The sequence below is a fragment of the Blautia marasmi genome (assembly GCF_900258535.1).
GTDB lineage: Bacteria > Bacillota > Clostridia > Lachnospirales > Lachnospiraceae > Blautia > Blautia hominis.
Genome location: NZ_OIWX01000001.1, coordinates 3,973,698 through 3,993,109, shown reverse-complemented (window position 1 = coordinate 3,993,109; position 19,412 = coordinate 3,973,698). Strand labels below are relative to the sequence as shown.

The 19,412-nt window shown below is 48.1% G+C and carries 16 protein-coding genes and 1 pseudogene; 4 read left to right on the top strand and 13 right to left on the bottom strand.

Annotated elements, in window-relative coordinates:
- Positions 1–13 precede the first annotated feature (13 nt).
- From C6P39_RS17280 to C6P39_RS28535, 3 genes are all read right to left on the bottom strand, one after another.
- A complete protein-coding gene (locus C6P39_RS17280) occupies positions 14–496 on the bottom strand; it encodes a TRAP transporter small permease (protein ID WP_242987196.1) in 483 nt (160 codons plus the stop codon).
- A 78-nt stretch (positions 497–574) separates the two neighbouring features.
- Positions 575–1,645, bottom strand: coding sequence for a TRAP transporter substrate-binding protein (locus C6P39_RS17275; protein WP_095171259.1), 1,071 nt, complete (start codon positions 1,643–1,645; stop codon positions 575–577).
- A gap of 259 nt (positions 1,646–1,904) precedes the next feature.
- Entirely contained in the window at positions 1,905–2,030 is a 126-nt protein-coding gene (locus C6P39_RS28535; protein WP_334293483.1) for a DUF6783 domain-containing protein, read from the bottom strand.
- Here C6P39_RS28535 and C6P39_RS28530 point away from each other — a divergent pair.
- Positions 1,989–2,114, top strand: a pseudogene (locus C6P39_RS28530) (DUF6783 domain-containing protein); the annotation flags it as partial. The gene C6P39_RS28535 and the pseudogene C6P39_RS28530 sit on opposite strands and share 42 nt — an antisense overlap.
- Here C6P39_RS28530 and C6P39_RS17270 read toward each other — a convergent pair.
- Positions 2,087–3,211 carry a CdaR family transcriptional regulator gene (locus tag C6P39_RS17270; protein ID WP_104804620.1) on the bottom strand — a complete coding sequence of 375 codons (1,125 nt, stop codon included), beginning with the start codon at positions 3,209–3,211 and terminating at the stop codon, positions 2,087–2,089. The pseudogene C6P39_RS28530 and the gene C6P39_RS17270 overlap by 28 nt on opposite strands.
- 381 nt (positions 3,212–3,592) lie before the next feature.
- Here C6P39_RS17270 and C6P39_RS17265 point away from each other — a divergent pair, with 381 nt between their 5' ends.
- Entirely contained in the window at positions 3,593–4,795 is a 1,203-nt protein-coding gene (locus C6P39_RS17265; protein WP_104804619.1) for a uroporphyrinogen decarboxylase family protein, read from the top strand.
- A gap of 156 nt (positions 4,796–4,951) precedes the next feature.
- Here the strand turns inward: C6P39_RS17265 and C6P39_RS17260 are convergent, their stop codons facing one another.
- Both C6P39_RS17260 and C6P39_RS27510 read right to left on the bottom strand, forming a co-directional pair.
- On the bottom strand, positions 4,952–8,719 hold the full coding sequence (locus C6P39_RS17260) for a phosphoribosylformylglycinamidine synthase (RefSeq protein ID WP_104804618.1): 3,768 nt from the start codon (positions 8,717–8,719) through the stop codon (positions 4,952–4,954).
- A gap of 712 nt (positions 8,720–9,431) precedes the next feature.
- Positions 9,432–9,620 carry a hypothetical protein gene (locus C6P39_RS27510; protein ID WP_158661605.1) on the bottom strand — a complete coding sequence of 63 codons (189 nt, stop codon included), beginning with the start codon at positions 9,618–9,620 and terminating at the stop codon, positions 9,432–9,434.
- 64 nt (positions 9,621–9,684) lie between these two features.
- Here C6P39_RS27510 and C6P39_RS17245 point away from each other — a divergent pair, with 64 nt between their 5' ends.
- Positions 9,685–10,911, top strand: coding sequence for an MFS transporter (locus tag C6P39_RS17245; RefSeq protein ID WP_104804615.1), 1,227 nt, complete (start codon positions 9,685–9,687; stop codon positions 10,909–10,911).
- A 21-nt stretch (positions 10,912–10,932) separates the two neighbouring features.
- Positions 10,933–11,811 (top strand): LysR family transcriptional regulator, encoded by an 879-nt coding sequence (locus tag C6P39_RS17240; RefSeq protein WP_095171272.1) that lies wholly within the window; start codon positions 10,933–10,935, stop codon positions 11,809–11,811.
- Between the two features lie 122 nt (positions 11,812–11,933).
- Here the strand turns inward: C6P39_RS17240 and C6P39_RS17235 are convergent, their stop codons facing one another.
- The 7 genes from C6P39_RS17235 to C6P39_RS17205 are packed head-to-tail and all read right to left on the bottom strand — an operon-like array spanning position 11,934 to position 19,367.
- Complete coding sequence (locus C6P39_RS17235) at positions 11,934–12,689, bottom strand: ABC transporter ATP-binding protein (protein WP_104804614.1); 756 nt, start codon at positions 12,687–12,689, stop codon at positions 11,934–11,936.
- 3 nt (positions 12,690–12,692) lie between these two features.
- On the bottom strand, positions 12,693–13,478 hold the full coding sequence (locus C6P39_RS17230) for an ABC transporter ATP-binding protein (RefSeq protein WP_095171277.1): 786 nt from the start codon (positions 13,476–13,478) through the stop codon (positions 12,693–12,695).
- A gap of 26 nt (positions 13,479–13,504) precedes the next feature.
- Positions 13,505–15,091: an ABC transporter substrate-binding protein gene (locus C6P39_RS17225; RefSeq protein ID WP_104804613.1), complete on the bottom strand. Its 1,587-nt coding sequence runs from the start codon at positions 15,089–15,091 to the stop codon at positions 13,505–13,507.
- Between the two features lie 2 nt (positions 15,092–15,093).
- A complete protein-coding gene (gene nikC, locus C6P39_RS17220; protein ID WP_095171282.1) occupies positions 15,094–15,936 on the bottom strand; it encodes a nickel transporter permease in 843 nt (280 codons plus the stop codon).
- Positions 15,933–16,880, bottom strand: a complete 948-nt coding sequence (gene nikB / locus C6P39_RS17215; RefSeq protein WP_104804612.1) for a nickel ABC transporter permease — start codon at positions 16,878–16,880, stop codon at positions 15,933–15,935. The genes nikC and nikB overlap by 4 nt, the downstream gene beginning before the upstream one ends.
- The gene (locus C6P39_RS17210) at positions 16,877–18,595 is read right to left on the bottom strand and encodes a methyltransferase domain-containing protein (protein WP_104804611.1); all 1,719 of its coding nucleotides are present in this window, start codon (positions 18,593–18,595) and stop codon (positions 16,877–16,879) included. The genes nikB and C6P39_RS17210 overlap by 4 nt, the downstream gene beginning before the upstream one ends.
- The gene (locus tag C6P39_RS17205) at positions 18,588–19,367 is read right to left on the bottom strand and encodes a class I SAM-dependent methyltransferase (protein WP_095171289.1); all 780 of its coding nucleotides are present in this window, start codon (positions 19,365–19,367) and stop codon (positions 18,588–18,590) included. The genes C6P39_RS17210 and C6P39_RS17205 overlap by 8 nt, the downstream gene beginning before the upstream one ends.
- Positions 19,368–19,412 lie beyond the last annotated feature (45 nt).

The following is a 19,412-nucleotide window of genomic DNA, read 5'->3' as shown; positions in this document are numbered from 1 at the left end:
ATACTCTCCTTTCTCATCCCGGCTCGGTTGTGTAGGTTCCCTTAACCATCTCGATCAGCTCCACTGTATAGACACATATCATGTAAAAAGAACTGAACAGTATGGGAATATAATAAAGATTTTTCGGCAAATCCAGATTGGTGCTGGAATGTCCCATCATTTTTGGCTGTAAGATAATGGCTCCGAAAAACATAACTGCCAGAAGCAGGATCATAAGAGCTCTCTGGCTCAACAGTAAAATCTTGTTAGCCTTGGGTGACAGTTTCGTTGTTAGAAAATCGGCACTCACATGCTTCTTATTCATAGCTGCCACGCTGGCTCCGCAAAATGCCAGCCAGATAAAAAGAAATGTACAGAGTTCCTCCACCCAGTTTAAGGGGCTGTTGAAGAACTTTCTGCAGATGACCCCGGCAGTCACAGAGATCATTATGGCCAGCATACAGGCTACTCCCAGATACCACTGGATCGTGCCGGCTATTTTGATAAACTTTTTCACATACTTCAAAGTTTCCCACCTCCCAATTGATATACTGCCGCAGCCAGACAGGCCGCGGCAGCAAAATTACTATATTTATCACTCTGCAAGCGCTTTTATATCTTCAAAAAGTCCCTTTTTCCAGGCACCGCTTTCCTCTAATTCAGCAGCTTTTTCAGCAATTACATCTGACATTTCCTGTATGGCTTCGTCTGACGGAACGTAGAAACTGGTCCCCTCATCTTCCATGGTTTTCTTGTAATCCTCTGAAACCTTTTTTACTTCCTCTGCATACCAGTCACCTGCATTTTGCGCGGCCTCTGTCAGTACCTTTCTCTGCGCCTCACTAAGCTCACCATACAGATCGTCATTCATATAGACCGCAGCATTGTCGCGGATGTGTTCTGTCAGTGTTACCTGCTTGGTAGGTTCATAAAATTTCATAGTATAGATAGAATCCAGAGGAGATTCGCAGGCATCCACAACTCCCTGCTGAAGGGCAAGATATGTCTCTCCCCATGCCACCTGGGCAGTTCCCAGACCCAGTGCTGTAGCGGATTCCATATAGGATTTAATGTCCGGTACACGCATCTTGAGGCCTTTTAAATCATCCAGCGACGTAATCTCTTTTGAACAGGATATAGACCTTGGGGACCTGAGCCAGTTGTTGGCTACCACGCGGATTCCCTGCTGATCAATGAGCTGCTGTTCCATATCACCATTGATATCACTCTCAAGAAATTTCCTGTAGTGGTCTTCATCCTTAAAGAGGAAGAACATGGAAGTCACCTGCGCATCGTCCACAAACGTGGAGAGCCAGGAACCGGCGTCCACGAACATCTCCTGTGTACCCAGAGACACTGCCTCCATCTGGCTTGTGGCATCACCAAGCTGGGCCGCCGGAGACACGGTGATGGTGATCGTTCCCCCTGATTTTTCTTTTACTTCATCTGCCATTTTCTGCATTGCCAGCGTAACGGTATCCTCTGCTGCCTGAATCCCACCTGCTGTAATATCAAAAGATTCATCTTGGCTGAAATCATAGGATTCCACGTCCACATCCGTCCCGCTGTCCGCTGTATCCTTTTTATTTTTCTCTTCCCCGCACCCGGACAGCAATACACCAAACACAGCCATACTGAAACACATACAAATCAGTTTTCTTTTCATTTGCTTCCCTCCATTTTGAGATTCCTTCTTTTGTCAACAGCCTTATCCCTGTCTGATTATCTGTTTCTGCACCCCGCATAAAGCAGAAACCTTTAGTGATTTCACTCAGTTTACAGGTAATTCGCTTAAAGATATTGTACATTATTGCCAATTTCTTTACCATAACACCTCAGCATAAAAATAGATTTGATTTTTGTGTTATCAGCATAATTACTGCGCTGTACCGCACTTTTCATTCTTTTCCCGAGGCAGCCGGCTATCAAACTGCTGCCTTAGAGTGTATCTGAAAATTGCTTTCGGCAAGCTGTGCGTCACACTTTGTGGGAGATTTGGACCCGATGAGGGAGGCGTAGCGGGCTACGTTGACCGAATTGGGGCCAAATATACCGCGAAGTGGGGCGTGCAGCTTGTCGGAATGAAGTTTCAGACACACTCCAGCTCTTACGTTCTGTTATTTTTAATAAAGTAATGCAGATACTCCAGGAAATCCCGGTCAGCGACCTGCTGCATGGGATTTACCCCTAATAGTTCTCTTATCTTATTAAAGCGAAACACCAGTGTATTTTTATGTATATAGAGTTCTTTGCTGCTGGCGTTAAAGTTATAATTATTTTTTTGAAGGGAATCCACCACCTCCAATATATTCTCCTTTCCCTTTTCGTCTAAAAGCTGCCCGTAAACGCCGTATATATCCCGGTACTCCACCATGGCGATCAAAGCCTTCATATACTCGTTCACATGTTCATAAAAAAAGCAGATCTGCTCCTTCACACGGTCTCTCATCCAGATACAGTGCTGATAACCAATCCTGTATTTTTCAAAACGGTCTTGAAAGGTCCCTGCAAGGAACTGGTATTTCGCTCCGGCCATATCCAGATAGTTCTTACAGGAGGCAATGGACTCTGTAATGATCTCTTTGTACCGGCTGAGACTGGAAGGGTCTGGCTTAAAGCTTTTAAATATGATCACATTTTTGTCCTGGACAACGGATATAATATCCTGACGGCTGTACAGCGCGCTTTCCTTCAATTTTCTCAGAACCGTGGGCATGTCTGCCATCTCATCCAAAAAAAGAAGGACCGGCAGCCGGACACAGGATTCATCCCATCCCAGTGTCTCTGCATCCTCCTTCAATTTCTCAATATCAGCCACCTCATTGGATAAAATACCATAAATAAATCTGTCCTTCATACTCTTACGCCTGGCACTCAGTTCATGCTGTGATTCAAATTCATACATGGTCTCAATGGCAAATTTCATTACCTTTGCAATATCACGCACCTCATCCGGTTCCCCGGTAACCCCTATAGCCCCTGTCCGTTTCCCTTTATGCTCAATGGGAAGCATGACTCCCGGCTTAACCCCCAGGTATTTTCCCCCGTCCGGAACATCAATGATCTCCTCATCCCCATGAATGATCCAATATGCCACCTCATGAAAATTGCCAATCCGTTCCGCGTCTTTACTGGCTATGATCACTCCTTTTTCGTCCATAATATTGATATTATACTCTGTGGACTCCCCCGCTTTTTTAATGAATTTTTCCGCCAAAAAATTATCCAGCAATCTGATTCCTCCTGTCTGCTTTTATTTGACTGTCTGCTTTTATTTGACTGTTTGATCCTATCCGCAGTCACTTTTTCTTTAATCTGTCCGCTCCCTTTCGCTCCCAGCCTCTCTCCCTTTTCCCGGCAGAGTCTCCCAGATCACCCCCGGAATTTAACAGAATTTATTTATATTTCATGATAGCATTCGGAAAATATCTTGTCCAGGACTAAAAGTATACTGGAATATATTTACAACCCTTTGTGTTTTCACAACACAATTTCCTGCTTCTTTTTTGTTTTGCTGTCCCATGGGAAACCTATTTTTTTTATGCTATACTCAACAAAAATGAAGCAGAACTATCCATCTACCCCGCAGTGGATAATCGTGAAGGAGGATTTTATGACACCAAAAGAACGAATACTGGCTACGCTGAGCGGACAGCCAACGGATACTCTGCCTTTCATTCCACGCCTGGATATCTGGTATAATGCAAACTCCCAAAACGGTACACTTCCTGCCCCTTATCAACATGCAACATTAAGGGAAATGGTGGATGACCTGGGACTTGGCTATCATGCGATCATTCCTGATTTCAAAGATTTTATTGACCCTGAACTGGGAGATCTGGATGTGGGACTTGGAATTTATCACTTAAAAAATCATCCATACCGGATAAAACTCCACAATGTAAGACGAACTTATGAGCGGACAGGGGACGGAATCCTGAAGGTAAAATATGAAACTCCCAAGGGAGATATCACCACCACGGTAATTCACAGCCAGGATATGAAAAAGAACGGCATAACCTTATATGTCATAAAGGAACATGCCATTAAATCCATGGATGATTATCCGGCTATGAAATATATTTTCGACAACATGGAAGTGATTCCGGATTATGAAAATTATACTCGTTTCCAGCAGGAATTCATTGGAGAGAGAGGTGTTGCCGTTACACTTTCGGCCATGTGGGCATCTCCCGGCCATTACCTGATCAAAGAACTAATGGCTTTTGACACGTATTATTATGAACAATACGATAATCCGGATGAAATGAACGAATTCATAGAACAGATCACGCCTTTCAGCAGCAAATTGTTTGAAGCCGCTCTGGACAGCCCTGCGGAAGTGATACTTTCCGGCGCCAATTATGACACTTCATTTACCGCCCCCTCCATGTTTGAAGAGTATATCATGCCTGCATTGAAGGAACAGTCTGACAGGGCACACGCCCGAGGCAAATATCTGGCCACACACACAGACGGTGAAAATACCGGACTTATGGAACTCTACTTAAAATCCGGATTTGACATAGCGGATTCCATCTGTCCTGCCCCTATGACTAAAATTTCCCTTGAGGACACCCGGCGTATGTTCGGGGATACCTGTACGGTATGGGGCGGCATTCCTTCTATTTCCGTACTGGAAGATTCCATGAATGACCTGACTTTTAAGCGGTTTGTGGAAGAAAAATTCGAGAACCTGGGAAGAGGGGACCATCTCATATTGTCAGTGGCGGATACGGTACCTCCTGCTGCCAAGTTTGACAGGATTTTGTATCTTAAGAAAAAGGCAGAGGAATTCGGGCCGGTAACGCCATAGAAAGTATGCCCGGCAAACGCCCTATCATCAGAAATAAAAATATAGAAAACCGTGGGACATAATTTCTATATCCCACGGTTTTCTCCGTCATCTAATATTTTTAACTGTTCCGTACTCTCACAGTCACAGGCAGAGATCCATGCAGGCCCGCCTTTATTATTTAAAATATTCCACACCGGATTCAAAGATCCGGATATCCTGCTCGCCATAAATATTCATAGCTACGCCACAGTCACGGCGCTCGCTGTGGGCCATCTTGCCCAGGATACGTCCATCCGGGCTGGTGATCCCCTCAATGGCAGCGTAAGAACCGTTCACATTCCACTCTTCATCCATAGTCACATTGCCGTCCAGGTCACAATACTGGGTAGCTACCTGGCCGTTTGCAAAGAGCTTCTGTATCCACGCATCATTTGCAACAAAACGTCCCTCACCGTGGGATGCCGGGTTCGCATAAACATTGCCCAGCACGGCTTTCTGCAGCCACGGGGATTTGTTGGAAACCACTCTTGTGTATACCATCTTGGAAATATGGCGTCCCACCGTGTTGTATGTCAAGGTCGGTGAATCTGCAGTCTGTCCGGTGATCTCACCGTTTGGTACAAGCCCCAGCTTAACCAGCGCCTGGAATCCGTTGCAGATACCAAGTACAAGTCCGTCTCTCTCGCTTACCAGTTTCATAACCGCATCTTTGATCTTTGCATTCTGGAATGCAGTTGCAAAGAATTTTGCGGAACCGTCCGGTTCATCACCTGCTGAAAATCCGCCCGGGAACATAATGATCTGTGCCTGGTCAATGGATCGTTCAAATGCATCAACAGAATCACGGATATCCGCTGCATCCAGGTTCTTGAATACTTTTGTGATCACCTTCGCACCGGCTCTCTCAAAGGCTTTTCTGCTGTCATATTCACAGTTGGTTCCCGGGAATACCGGAATAAACACTGTGGGCTGTGCAATCTTATGAGCGCAGATGTGAATGCTGTCTGCTTTGTACAGACCTCTGTCCTCATCCTTTGTAATGTCATCAGTCTCAGAACCGGAGCGTGTCTTGAACACTTTCTCAAGAGGTGCTTTCCAGGTTTCCAGAGCCTCTGCCATGGAGATGCTCATATCTTTATATTCGATAGCTGCCTTGTCAGTCACTTCACCGATCACCGTGTATGTGACAGCCAGCTCACCCACTTTATCTGCTTTCACTTCACAGATAATATCACCGAAGCCTGGGCTGAACAGGTCTCTTTCATCCACGTTATGCTCAATTTTAACACCCATCTGGTTTCCGAATGCCATTTTGCTCACTGCCGGAGCGATACCGCTGCGGTCAAGAGCATATGCAGCCACTACTCTGCCTGCCTGAATATCTTCATGCAGCTTGCTGTACTGGTCTTTCAGGGCCTGGAAATCCGGAAGGTCATAGTCTGCTTTTGGAGCACGCAGCCATACCAGCTTGTCCCCAGGTGTTTTCAATTCCGGTGTAATAATATCTTTTTGTTTCGCAATGTCCACAGCAAAGGATACCAGTGTAGGCGGTACATCAATTTCATTGAAAGTACCGGACATGGAATCCTTGCCGCCGATGGACGGAAGACCAAATCCAAGCTGTGCCGCATAAGCACCTAAAAGAGCTGCAAAAGGCTGGCTCCAGCGATGGGGATCTTCTGTCATCCTGCGGAAATACTCCTGGAAGGTAAAGCGGATCTTGCTGTAGTCACCACCTGCCGCAACGATCCTTGCAACAGATTCCGTCACTGCATAGACAGCTCCGTGATATGGGCTCCAGCTTGACAGATACGGGTCAAAGCCGTAGCTCATCATAGTAACTGTCTCTGTCTTACCGTTTAATACAGGAACCTTGGCAACCATGGCCTGTGTCTCGGTGAGCTGGTATTTTCCGCCGTAAGGCATAAATACACTGGCGGCTCCGATAGAGCTGTCAAACATTTCCACAAGTCCCTTCTGGGAACAGGTGTTTAAGTCAGCCAGTGTGTCCATCCAGCGTTTTCTCACGTCACCGGATTCCTCTGCGCGGTCCAGGACATTTCCTTCTCTGTCCGGAACATCCACAAACACATCTGTTTCCTGATGCGCACCGTTGGTATCCAGGAATGCTCTGGATAAGTCAACGATCGTATTTCCTCTCCAGCTCATGACCAGACGAGGGCTTTTAGTCACAACAGCTACCGGAATGGCTTCCAGGTTCTCCTCTTTCGCATAATCCAGGAACTGTTCCACATCTTTCGGGTCTACCACAACTGCCATACGCTCCTGGGATTCAGAAATCGCGATCTCTGTTCCATCCAGTCCGGCATATTTTTTCGGAACCTTATCCAAATCAATCTGCAGCCCCGCTGCCAGCTCTCCGATTGCAACGGAGACACCGCCTGCGCCGAAATCGTTACATTTTTTAATGATCCTGCTGACTTCCTCTCTTCTGAAAAGTCTCTGGATCTTTCTCTCCGTAGGTGCATTTCCCTTCTGTACCTCAGCGCCGCAGGTCTCGATAGACTCTTCTGTATGCACTTTTGAAGAACCTGTAGCACCGCCGCAGCCGTCACGTCCGGTACGTCCGCCCAGAAGAATGATGATATCATCAGGGTCAGAGTTCTCACGGATAACCGCCCGTCTCGGAGCCGCACCTAAAACGGCACCGATCTCCATACGTTTTGCCACATAGTTGGGATGATACACTTCCTTCACATATCCTGTAGCCAGACCAATCTGGTTTCCATAGGAAGAATAGCCATGGGCTGCACTTCTGACCAGTTTCTTCTGAGGCAGTTTTCCCTTCATGGTATCTTTTACAGACACGGTTGGGTCAGCCGCACCGGTCACACGCATAGCCTGATAAACATAGGTACGTCCTGACAGCGGGTCGCGGATCGCGCCGCCCAGACAGGTAGCCGCACCACCGAAAGGCTCGATCTCTGTAGGATGGTTATGAGTCTCATTTTTAAAGTTGATCAGCCATTCCTCTTCCTTGCCGTCCACATCAACAGGGACAACAATACTGCAGGCATTGATCTCGTCAGACTCTTCCTGGTCCTGAAGCTTTCCTTCTGCTTTTAATTTTTTCATAGCCATCAAAGCCAGGTCCATAAGGCATACAAACTTGTCATCCCTGTCTTTGTATATCACCTGACGGTCAGCCAGATATTTCTCATAAGTTTTTACAAGAGGCTCTTTGTAATCGCCCTCGCCGAATTCCACATTCTTCAGCTCAGTGGAGAAAGTAGTATGACGGCAGTGATCAGACCAGTAAGTATCCAGTACACGGATTTCAGTCATGGACGGATCACGTTTTTCTTCCTTTATAAAATAGTTCTGGATGTGCTGGAAATCCTTAAATGTCATAGCCAGATTCAGGGAAGAATACAGTTCTTTAAGTTCTGCTTCCGGCATTTCCCGGAACCCTTCAAAAATCTTTACATCTGCAGGATCTTCAAAATTTGTAACCAATGTCTCCGGTTTTGCCGCATCTGCCTCTCTGGAGTCCACCGGGTTAATACAATGCTCCTTAACAGCCTCAAACTCCTGGTCAGAAATACTTCCTTCTATTACATAAGTGGTTGCAGAGCGGATAATAGGCTCCTCGTCCGCCTTCAAGAACTGTATACACTGTACAGCAGAATCCGCTCTCTGATCAAACTGTCCCGGAAGGAACTCTACGGAAAATGCCTTGTCCCCCTCCTTCATCTCAAAAGCTTCCTGGTATAATATATCCACCGGAGGCTCAGAAAATACACAGTCACATGCTTTCTCAAATGCCTCATCGGAAATATTTTCTACATCATAGCGAATCAGAACGCGCACTCCCGCCACGTCCTTAATCCCCAGATAACTGCTGATCTCATGGGCAAGCTCCTTTGCCTGTACAGCAAAAGCCGGCTTCTTCTCTACATAAACACGTCTTACACTGCTCATGTTGGCTCCTTTCTGCCTCTTTCTTCGGCACACCAAAACCCGCATTGCGGTTTCTTTATGATTTGTGTTATTAGGCGGCCCTTGGAGTGATCTCCTTTTGCCGCTTTCGTACTTATCATAACATGGAATTCTTTATTAATAAAATTAATATATCTTATATTTTTTATAACCATAGCTAATATATCCACAAAGTTTTTTCCTGATCCGCGCCTTACTATTCTGCCGCATACAATTTAGATCATTACCTTCCAGCATCTTTCCGGCACTATCCGGCAAATCCGGCACCTTTCCGGCACTATCCGGTACAGTTACGGCACTCTCTGATATGTTACCGGCATTATCAAAGAGTTTTTCATCATTGGTTGACAAATCAAAGAGGCTACCATCCGCTGGTAAACCATATCCACGGTCATTTGATCAAAAAAAGAATCCCCGAAGAGTAGCCGCTCTCCAGGGATTCCTTTGTGCCATAATACACATAGTATCATTTCTGCTAACAACATCTTACAACAAGCCCCCCCATGTCAAGATAACGAATTTTACTACCAAAATAACACTCTAAGCCGAAGTGTATTATACACTTTTAACTACTATCCCCGAAAGAATAACCATATCAGCAGCCAAGAACAGGAAGTGTCTGGGGGAGGGTCTGGGGAGCCATATGCCTGTGAGCGATGTATAGTGGAGCGCCGCGGAGATCCACCTGCCCCAGTTACTTAATGAAGAGGCCACTGCCGATGAATTTAGCAAATGGGAGCAGGTTAGCTCCGTGGCAGCGGAACGCTTCGCTCACAGGCATATGGCTCCCCAGACCCTCCCCCAGACACTTCCGTCCGCTTCCGTCCGCTTCCGTCTGTTTCCTCCCGCTTCCGCACCACTTTGGTTTTTTCACAAAACCCATTGACTTGCCCCACCCCCTTTGCTAAACTCAAGTAAGCCATCAATTTCACTAAGGAGACTCACACATGAAACTAACCGCAAAACACACCATATACGGCTGCTACCTTGGCTACATCACCCAGGCCATCGTCAACAACCTTCCGCCCCTTTTATTCCTCACCTTCCACAACCAATTCGGCATCTCCCTTGAAAAGATCAGCCTGCTGATCACCGTAAATTTCTGCATCCAGATCCTCATAGATTTTCTGGCACCGGGAATCATAAAAAAGGTGGGCTACCGGGCAGTCGGCATCACTTCTTTTCTTGTAACAACCCTGGGACTCACAGGATTTTCCTGGCTTCCCTTTGTCCTTCCAAACGCCTACGCCGGCATCCTGATCTGCATGACCTTCAACGCCATCGGCGGCGGTATTCTGGAAGTCATCGTAAGCCCTATCGTGGAAGCCTGTCCCAGTGAGAATAAAGAATCCGCCATGAGCCTTCTTCACTCCTTCTACTGCTGGGGACACATGGGTGTGGTGATCCTTTCCACCCTGTTCTTCGTGGCGATCGGCATTGATTCCTGGCGGTATCTCCCGTCTCTTTGGGCTTTGGTCCCGCTGTTCACCTGTATGATGTTTTTAAAGATCCCCATCTACAGCATTGAGGGCGATGACGAGGAGACAAAACGCCCCGGAGGAGTCTTCAAAAGCGGCATTTTCTGGGTTCTTTTTCTGCTGATGATATGTGCCGGTGCATCGGAACAGGCTGTAAGCCAATGGTCCTCTTTATTTGCTGAGGACGGACTCGGTGTCAGCAAAACCGTAGGCGACCTTCTGGGCCCCTGTGCCTTTGCTTTCTTCATGGGACTTTCAAGGCTTCTTTACGGGATCAAAGGTGACAAGCTGAATATCCGCCACGGTCTGCTTGGAACCAGCGCACTGTGTATCGTGGGATATCTCATCACCAGCCTGTCCCCAATCCCCCTTCTTTCCCTGGCAGGCTGCGCGCTGTGCGGCTTTTCCGTTGGACTTATGTGGCCCGGATTATTCTCCCTGGGCGCTGTTCTCTGCCGTGGGGGAGGCACCATGATGTACGCTATGTTTGCCCTGGCCGGTGACGTGGGATGCTCCGCAGGCCCTTTTGTTGTGGGGTTTGTCACAGACGCCGTGGGTTCCATGAAGACAGGGATCCTGGCAGCCCTTGTGTTCCCGGCCCTTTTATTTATAGTCATGCTGGGTCTGCAGAAAAACTCTGCAAAAGAAAAGACAACAGATGCAGCTGCGGCTGGAGATTTGAGAAGTCAGGAATAAGCACAGAACCGGAGGTGTTTTATGGATATCAGTTTTGAACTATATAAAGTCTTTTACCACGTAGCCTCCACCCTGAGTTTTTCGGAGGCTTCAAGACAGCTTTTTATCTCACAGTCTGCTGTCAGCCAGTCTATAAAATCCCTGGAACAAAAACTCGGACACCCCCTCTTTGTGCGCAACACTAAAAAAGTGGAGCTGACACCGGAGGGGGAAACCCTTTTCCGCCATGTGCAGCCCGCTGTCTCCCTGCTCCTTCAAGGCGAAAACCAGCTTATGCACACCGCCTCCGCGGAGGCGCCTCTCAGGATCGGCGCCAGCGACACCATCTGCCGGTATTTTCTGGTGCCCTATCTGCGGCGTTTTCACCAGGAATTCCCGGATATCCACATCAAAGTCACCAATGCCACCTCCATCGGCTGCGTGGAGCTGCTGGAAAACAGACAGGTGGATTTTATCGTCTGCAATTACCCCAACTCCAGGTTAAAGATAAAGGAACACTACAAAACCATCCTGACCTTCCGGGACGTGTTTGCCGCCAACAGGCATTACTTTGATCTTGCGGACCAAAAACTGTCCCTGACAGATCTGCATCAGTACCCGCTTCTCATGCTCAGTAAAAAAAGCACTACCAGCGAATTTCTCCACAGTCTGTTTCTGCAAAAAGGCCTGAATCTGACCCCTGAAGTGGAATTATCCAGCAATGACCTTCTGCTGGATCTGGCATATATCGGCCTTGGAATTGCCTTTGTCCCTGATTTTGTCCTGGACCAGAGAAAAAAAGGCCTGTACCGGCTTCAGATAAAAGAAGAGCTGCCCAAAAGGCATCTGGTCCTGGCTTACACCGAACAGCAGAGCACTTCCGCGGCAGCTAATAAATTTCTGGCTTATTTCAACGATTAAAAGTACGCTTCGCTGAGTTTCTATTGTCATGGATCCGTGGGAAGCCCCGGCGATGAAAAACCGGGGCTTCCTACCTGTTCCCGTAGAATAACAACATACCGTGTAAAGAAACCGTCCCATTTTTACAAAACAGAGTCGATCAATAATTTGGTATATTCCTGTTTCGGACGCATGATCACCTCATCTGGAGTCCCTTCCTCCACGATTTTCCCCTGATACATCACCAGCACATGATCACAAAAGTTCTGGACCAGCGCCAGATCATGACAGATCAGGAGTACGGAAAGTCCCATTTCTTTTCTCAGCTTTTGAAGCAGGGTGATGATCTGAGACTGCACCGTCACATCAAGGGCACTGGTTGCTTCATCACAGATGAGCAGCCGGGGATTGACAGCAAGAGCTCTCGCAATAGCCGCCCGCTGGCATTGCCCTCCGCTGACCTCATGGGGATAACGGGCCGCATATCTCTCCTCCAGCTCCACCATGGCAAGAAGCTCCTTCATTCTTCTCCCTGCTTCTTTTCTCTTCATTCCATAATTCCGCATCCCCTCCGTAATGCCGTCTCCCAGACTGCGTCTCGGATCAAAAGAATCCTGGGGTGTCTGAAATACCATCTGTACATTCCGGTACAAATCCCTCAGCTGCTTTCGCCCCGCGCCCACCATTTCCCGTCCGTCCAGAAATACACTCCCGGCATCCGGTCTTGTAAGGCAGGTGATCATTCTGGCAATGGTACTTTTTCCGCATCCGCTCTCCCCCACAATGCCCACGCAGGAACCTTCCTTCACGGAAAAACTCACATCGTCCACAGCCGGACAGACATGCTTTGCTTTATAAAACGTTTTTTTCAAGTTCTTAACTTCCAGTATCTTATCCATAACCTAACCTCTGTGGATCCGCAGCACGGCACTGACTAATCTTTTGGTATATTCTTCCTTGGGATGCTTTATCACTTCTTTTGTATCCCCATATTCCACCAGCCTGCCCCGGTGCATGACAGCAACTTTATCCGCCATGTACTCTACCACGCCGATATTGTGGGTGACAATGACAATGGTTGTGCCGAACAGTTCTCTCATCTTCATCATTTCCCGCACCACCTGTGCCTGTACCGTTACATCCAGTGCACTGGTAGGCTCATCGGCAAAGAGAAGAGCCGGCTTGAGGATCATAGCCATCATGATCCCCACTCTCTGGTTCATGCCCCCTGAAAGTTCAAAAGGGTAACTCTTTAATATCCTCTCCCCATCCAAAAGCTTCATCTTATCAAACAGGTCCATAGCCCGTTCTTTGATCTCCCTTCTGGATATTTTCTCATGCTGGAGAACAGACTCATAAAGCTGGTCTTCTATTGTGCGGATGGGACAAAGGGATGCCCCTGTATTCTGGAAGATCATCCCCATCTGGGGGCCCCGCAGCTTACGCAGTTCCTCCCCTTTCAGTTCTGTGACATTCTTATCCTTGTAAAGGATACGGCCGCCCGTCACTGCTCCGTCACTGCCCAACAGTCCCATGGCCGCTCTGATCAATGTACTTTTTCCGCTGCCGCTCTCCCCTACGATTCCAAGGATCCGGCCTGGTTCCAGAGTCATGTTTACATCTTCCAAAACAGGCTGTCCCGCATAACATATCTGCAGATGCTCCACCGCTAAAATAGGCTGTCCCACATTTCCCGTCCTTTCTGATCCTTTTGTTAATTCTTATCCAGATCTACTGTAATCTCATAGTAATCACAGGGATGCGCTTCCAGACCTGTCACACCTTTTCCTGAGACAATGGACATTCTCAGATGAGAGGCGAAAATAAATGCATTGTCATCCAGGATCGTCTGTGTCATCTCCGTAGCCAGTTTTGCTCTCTCATCCGTATCAAACGTTGCCTTCATTTGATTTTCCAGTTCCTGCAGTTTATCGCTGTGGTAACCGCCTCTGTTTTTGGAGGATTCGTCCAGGCAGTGTGTGGTAAAAAAGTATTCCGGGTCGCCGGTAGGTGCACAGACAAATGCCCCGGCATAGATATCCCAGTCTCCGCTGTCCAGAAAACTCTGGAAATCAGCAGAACAATTGACCTCCACTTTGATCCCAACCTCCTTGAGGGTAGCCTGCACCGTTTCTGCCAGCAGGGGAAGTTCCTGGCGGCTTGGATACGTCACCCAGCGTATGGTGAGATTTTCTCCGTCCTTATCCACATATCCGTCTTTGTCGCTGTCCGACCATCCTGCTTCAGCCAGTAATTTTTTTGCTTCCTCAGGCTGATACCCGGGAGCCGTCACCGTATCATCACCAAAGGCGAAATTGGCGGGAAAAGGCCCTGCTGCCGCTGTCCCGTTTCCGTCCAGAAGTGTTTTGGTAAAGCTTTCTTTATCAATCGACATGGCAATGGCTTTCCTTACTTTCTCATCCTGAAGGGCCGGCGTCTTATAATTTATCTGTCCAAAGAAAGAACGGGAAGTTTCCACCGATGATATGGTATAAGGCTCCTGGGCAAACAGCGGCAGGCTTGCATAGGGAAGACCATAAGCCGCATCAAGTTCACCGGACTGCATGGCCATGGTCATGGTATCGCCGTCTGAAATGGTCTTCACATAGATGGTATCCAGATTCGGCTCCCCATCCCAGTAATCTTCATTTTTTACCAAAGTAAGACCAACGTCTGTCTTCACTTCCGTGGCAATATAAGGACCCGTTCCTGCCACATTTCCATCCTCCGTAACACCGGCTTCCATATCAACGATACAGCCATAAGGGTCAGACAAATAGTTTATCAATGCCGGTACCGGTTCTTCCGTGACAATGGTCAGTGTCTGTCCGTCCGCGGAAATCTCTTTTATTTTTAAATCTCCCTTTGCTCTTTCATGGACGCTCACCAGATCATCCAGACATTCCTTTACCGCCTGCGCGTCCAGCCTGCGCCCGCTGGTAAAAGACACGTCATCTCTCAGCGTGATCTTCCAGGTATTCTCATCCACCGATTCATACTCTGTGGCTAGCCATGGCTCCAGTTCCATTTTATCGGAATATTTAAACAAAGTCTCCCCTATGCCGTAGCGGATACAGGCCCATCCGGAATACCCGTTGTGAGGATCCACATCCGATTCATCGTTCTCAGCATTGAATGTGGTGTCCCCATAAGTTAACACCTTTTCCCCGTCTTCTTTAGCCGGACTGCTCCCTTCCGCTTCTGCTTTTGCACCTGTGCAGCCGGATAAAAGTGCTGCGGTCACACAAAATGTCAAGACCGCGGCGCCTGCCTTTTTATGAAATATCCTATTTTTAAACATGTCTAATCTCCCTTTTTCTGATGTCTTTGATCTCTTCGGGGATCCATAACATCCCGCACTGTATCGCCTAATAAATTAAACAGCATGACCGTAAGAAATATGGCAAACCCCGGCGCAAGAATCACCCACGGGGATGTTTGAAGCATACTTCTGCCGTTACTCATCATAGAGCCCCACTCCGCAATGGGAGGGACTGCCCCCAGCCCCAGAAAGGATAAGCCCGCTATCTCCATCATCATGGTACCGATATCCAGGACACCGGTGATCAGAATAGGCCCTGCAATATTGGGGAGCATATGCTTAACCAAAATCTTCCCTGTACCGGACCCGGCAAGCCTGGCCGCTGCAATAAACGGTTCTTCTTTCATGGTCATGACCTGGCTCCTGGCAATCCTGGCGAATTTCGGCCAGGATATACATGCCAGAGCCACCACTGCATTCATGACTCCGCCCCCTGTGACCCCCGCAACCGCTATGGCAAAAACCATGCCCGGAAACGCCAGAAAAACATCGGATATCCTCATGAGCACCGTATCTGTCTTACCCCCGTGATAACCGCAAAATACTCCGATCACAGTGCCTGCAGTCATGGTGATCACCACCAGCAGCAGAGATGAGAATATGGTTGTCTGTCCCCCCATGATCACCCTGGACAGCATATCCCTTCCATAACGGTCTGTTCCCAGCAGATGTGCTCCTCCGGGCGGTTTCAGGGCATTTCCCAAATCCTGGGCATAGGGATCATAGGGAACAAGAGATTCGGCAAACACTGCAGCCAGGAGCACTGCCCCCACTAATACGGACAAAATGATGCATTTTAGTTTTGTATGGTCTCTCTTTATCATCCGCCGGCCTCCTGTCCTATGCGTATTCTCGGGTCCAGGAAGCAATAGATCAGATCCGTAACAAGATTCACCAGTACATAGATAACTGCCATCCAGATCACATATGCCTGGATCACAGGATAATCACGCATGGTAATTGCATCGACCGCCATTTTTCCCACGCCGTCCCACATAAATATAGATTCAACAATGGCAGTGCCGCCAAGTAGAGAACCGATAGATAATGCCAGCAGCGTTACAATGGTCAGCATAGATGCTTTCAACACACTGAAATAAAGAATCCTCTTCTCCCGTACCCCGCGCGCCCTTGCCCCCTGCACATACTCTTTATTCAGCTCCTCCAGCACTGTGGCCCGTACCTGTCTGGTATATTTGGCCGCCATTGCCAGAGCCAGGGTAAGCGTTGGCAGAATGATACTTTTCCACCCCTGGGCATTCCCCATCACAGGGAACCAGCCAAGCTTTAGGGAAAAGATATAGATCAGCAGCAGAGACACAAAAAAATTCGGGAGGGAGTTACCGATAAAACTGAGAAAACGAATCAGATAGTCCCAAAAATGATTTTGTTTTACAGCCGATAAGATTCCGAGGGGAATGGAAATCAATACGGTCATCAAAACAGAGGTGCCTGCCAATGCAATGGTAGCCGGAAGTTTTGACACAAACGTGGTAAATACCGGCTGTCCGGAAACAAAAGACTTTCCCATATCTCCCGTGAGTACACCCTTTAACCACACAACATACTGTTCCGGAAGAGACTTGTCCAGTCCAAGTTCTTCCCTTGCAGCTGCCTTCTCGGCATCAGACATGGAACCGCCTGTATTTTGTTCCATCACATCAACTGCGTCCATGGCAGATGCCTGCATCAGAACAAAGGACAAAAGCGTGATTCCGATCAAAATAGGTATCAGCTGCAGGAGCCTTTTTATTATGTACTTTTTCATCTCCTCATTCCTTTTTGTAACTCACACTTTTTTCCGCAGATCATGAAAATCGGTGTTGGATTATAGAACTCATCTTTTTCTATATAAATACGCCTGCTGATCCCCAAGTCTATGGAAATCTCTTCTATTTCCATCTGCCCCAGCGTCTCCACGTCCCAGGCCGGACGGACACGGGAACTGATGGGGAGCTGGCGCTTGATCTCCTCACACTCCTGCATCATGTCCTCCCCCAGCGTATGGTGGGCATGGCTGTCCGGCAGTTCCGAAGTGTCCGCAAAGTTACTGGCACCGTAATTGGCGTCAAAATTCAAAAGGATCCCCTCCGCTTTCAGCACTCTCATCCACTCCCCGTAAGCTTCCTTCACATGGGGCAGGGTCCAGGTCAGGTTCCTGGAGATGACAACGTCAAAACTGCCATCCTCAAATTCCAGTTTCTCTGCATCCATGACCAGAAAACGGCAAGATACATTTTCTTCCTTTGCAAGCTGTTTGGAATTGACGATCATCTCCGGGGTCAGATCTGTTCCCGTTACCTCGTGTCCCAGTTTAGCCAGGAGAATGGAAAAGAAGCCGGAACCGCATCCCACATCCAGAATTTTTAATTTCTTTCCTGCCGGAAGCTTGCGCCGGATTTCCCCAAGCCAGCGCTCTGCCAGAGGGCTTTTCAGTTCTCTTCTCCTCTGCTCCATAAAGCTCTCACTGCGCTTTGCCCAGTATTCCGTGATCCGCTCTTTTCTGTCATCAAAATTTTTGACAATCCTTCCATAAGCGATCATTGGGCCGTTTTCCAGAACCTGGAGACTGCCTGTCTGATAGAGAATGACGCCGTCGCATTCCGCGCGGCAGACCTCCATCACATTCCCTTCATAGTCCTTAACCGTACCCAGAACCTCCCCGCCCTGAATCATATCCCCCGGCATCTTATAGGGATACCAGCATCCGGCAGCAGAGGCGGCCTGATATCTGATATCCACCACATCAAGAGGATAATAGACCCGGTAATCCCTCTGCCCCTCATAAATGCCCAGTGAGCAGAGAATATTCCGCACATCTCTTCTGGTAGAGCGGACTTCCTCCATGGTCCAGCCTCCCATACCGCCTCTCTCGATAAGAATACCCGGAATACCGGTATGCGCCGCATAATTATAGGCACCGCCTGTGGCAACCGTGGACCGCACCATATAGGGCACATCCACCTGCTCCGCCATTTTTCGCGACATAGCCACGATCCGTTCCTCCGCCTTTCCCGCATAATACACATAAGGGGTAAGCTGTTCGTAATCATCGCCGCTGTGCAGGTCGATGCAGAAATCAACCGCCGGAAATACCTCCTGTGTCATTGCCCAGGCAAGCTGCTGGGTTGGAGTTCCCTTGGGGTCTCCGGGAAATTCCCGGTTCAAATTCTTCCCGTCCTCCAACCCCAGACTGCCGCCTCTGCACGCAAAGGCATCTCTGCATACTACTTTCATGATGACAACCGTTCCGTTGATTTTGTTGATCTTCAATTTTTCCGATAATTCAATGGCAGCCTGGATGCCCACATATTCCCCTGCGTGAACACCCGCCATGATAAGAACCGTTTTTCCCGGCTTCTCCCCGTTTAATATGGTTGTGGGAAGTTTGAATCTGCCCTCTGCCAGCTCCAGAAAACCGCTGCAGGTCTCCCCCAGCCCTGCTTTCATATTTCCAAGCGTAAATGTTTTCGTTTTAAGCATAGACTTTGCTGTCCCCTTTCCGTCCGTTTATCATAAACATGGGTGTGGAGCCATAGTTGAGTTTTTCCTCTTTGCTCCATACCCTCTCCCAGACTGAAATGTCTGTGTGTATCTCCGCAAATCCTGTCTTTTTCAGTATTTCCATATCCCAGCCCGGACGCGTTTGGGCGGAGAGGGGCATCTGAAGAGCGATCTGCTCCATGGCGTCAATATCTGTGCACAAGTAATGGTCATCCAGACTTAACTGCTCCACGTTTTTCCTGTCCTGCTCATAAGCATCCCGCTTCTCCTCATCATAGAGATATCCATACCAGTTGGCATCAAAATTCAGAAGCTTTCCGCCCGGCTTCAGTACCCGGTGCCATTCCCGGTAAGCCTGCTCCGGTTTTTCCAGGTTCCAGGTCAGGTTTCTGGAGATCACCACATCAAAGGTGTTATCCTCAAATCCCAGATTCTGGGCATCCATCCGGTAAAAATCTATTTTTTCACACAGACTTCCCGCATTTTCCATTGCCTTCTCCAGCATCTCCCGGGTGTAGTCCACAGCGGTAACCGGGTATCCGGCTTCTGCCAGGATAATAGGGAAAAAGCCGGGGCCTGTGCCAATGTCCAGTATCTTAATCTCCTCCCTGGGCACTGCCGGAAATTCTGCCTCCAGCACTTCCAGCCAGGCCTCCTTCTGCATCCCTTCCAGTTCCTTATGGTTCACTTCCGAATACCCTTCTGTGCGGGTACTCCAGTATTTCTCTATTTTCTCCAGCAGTCTTTCCATAATTTCTTCCTTTTCGCTAAAATATCTTTTTTTTCCTTGTTTTAT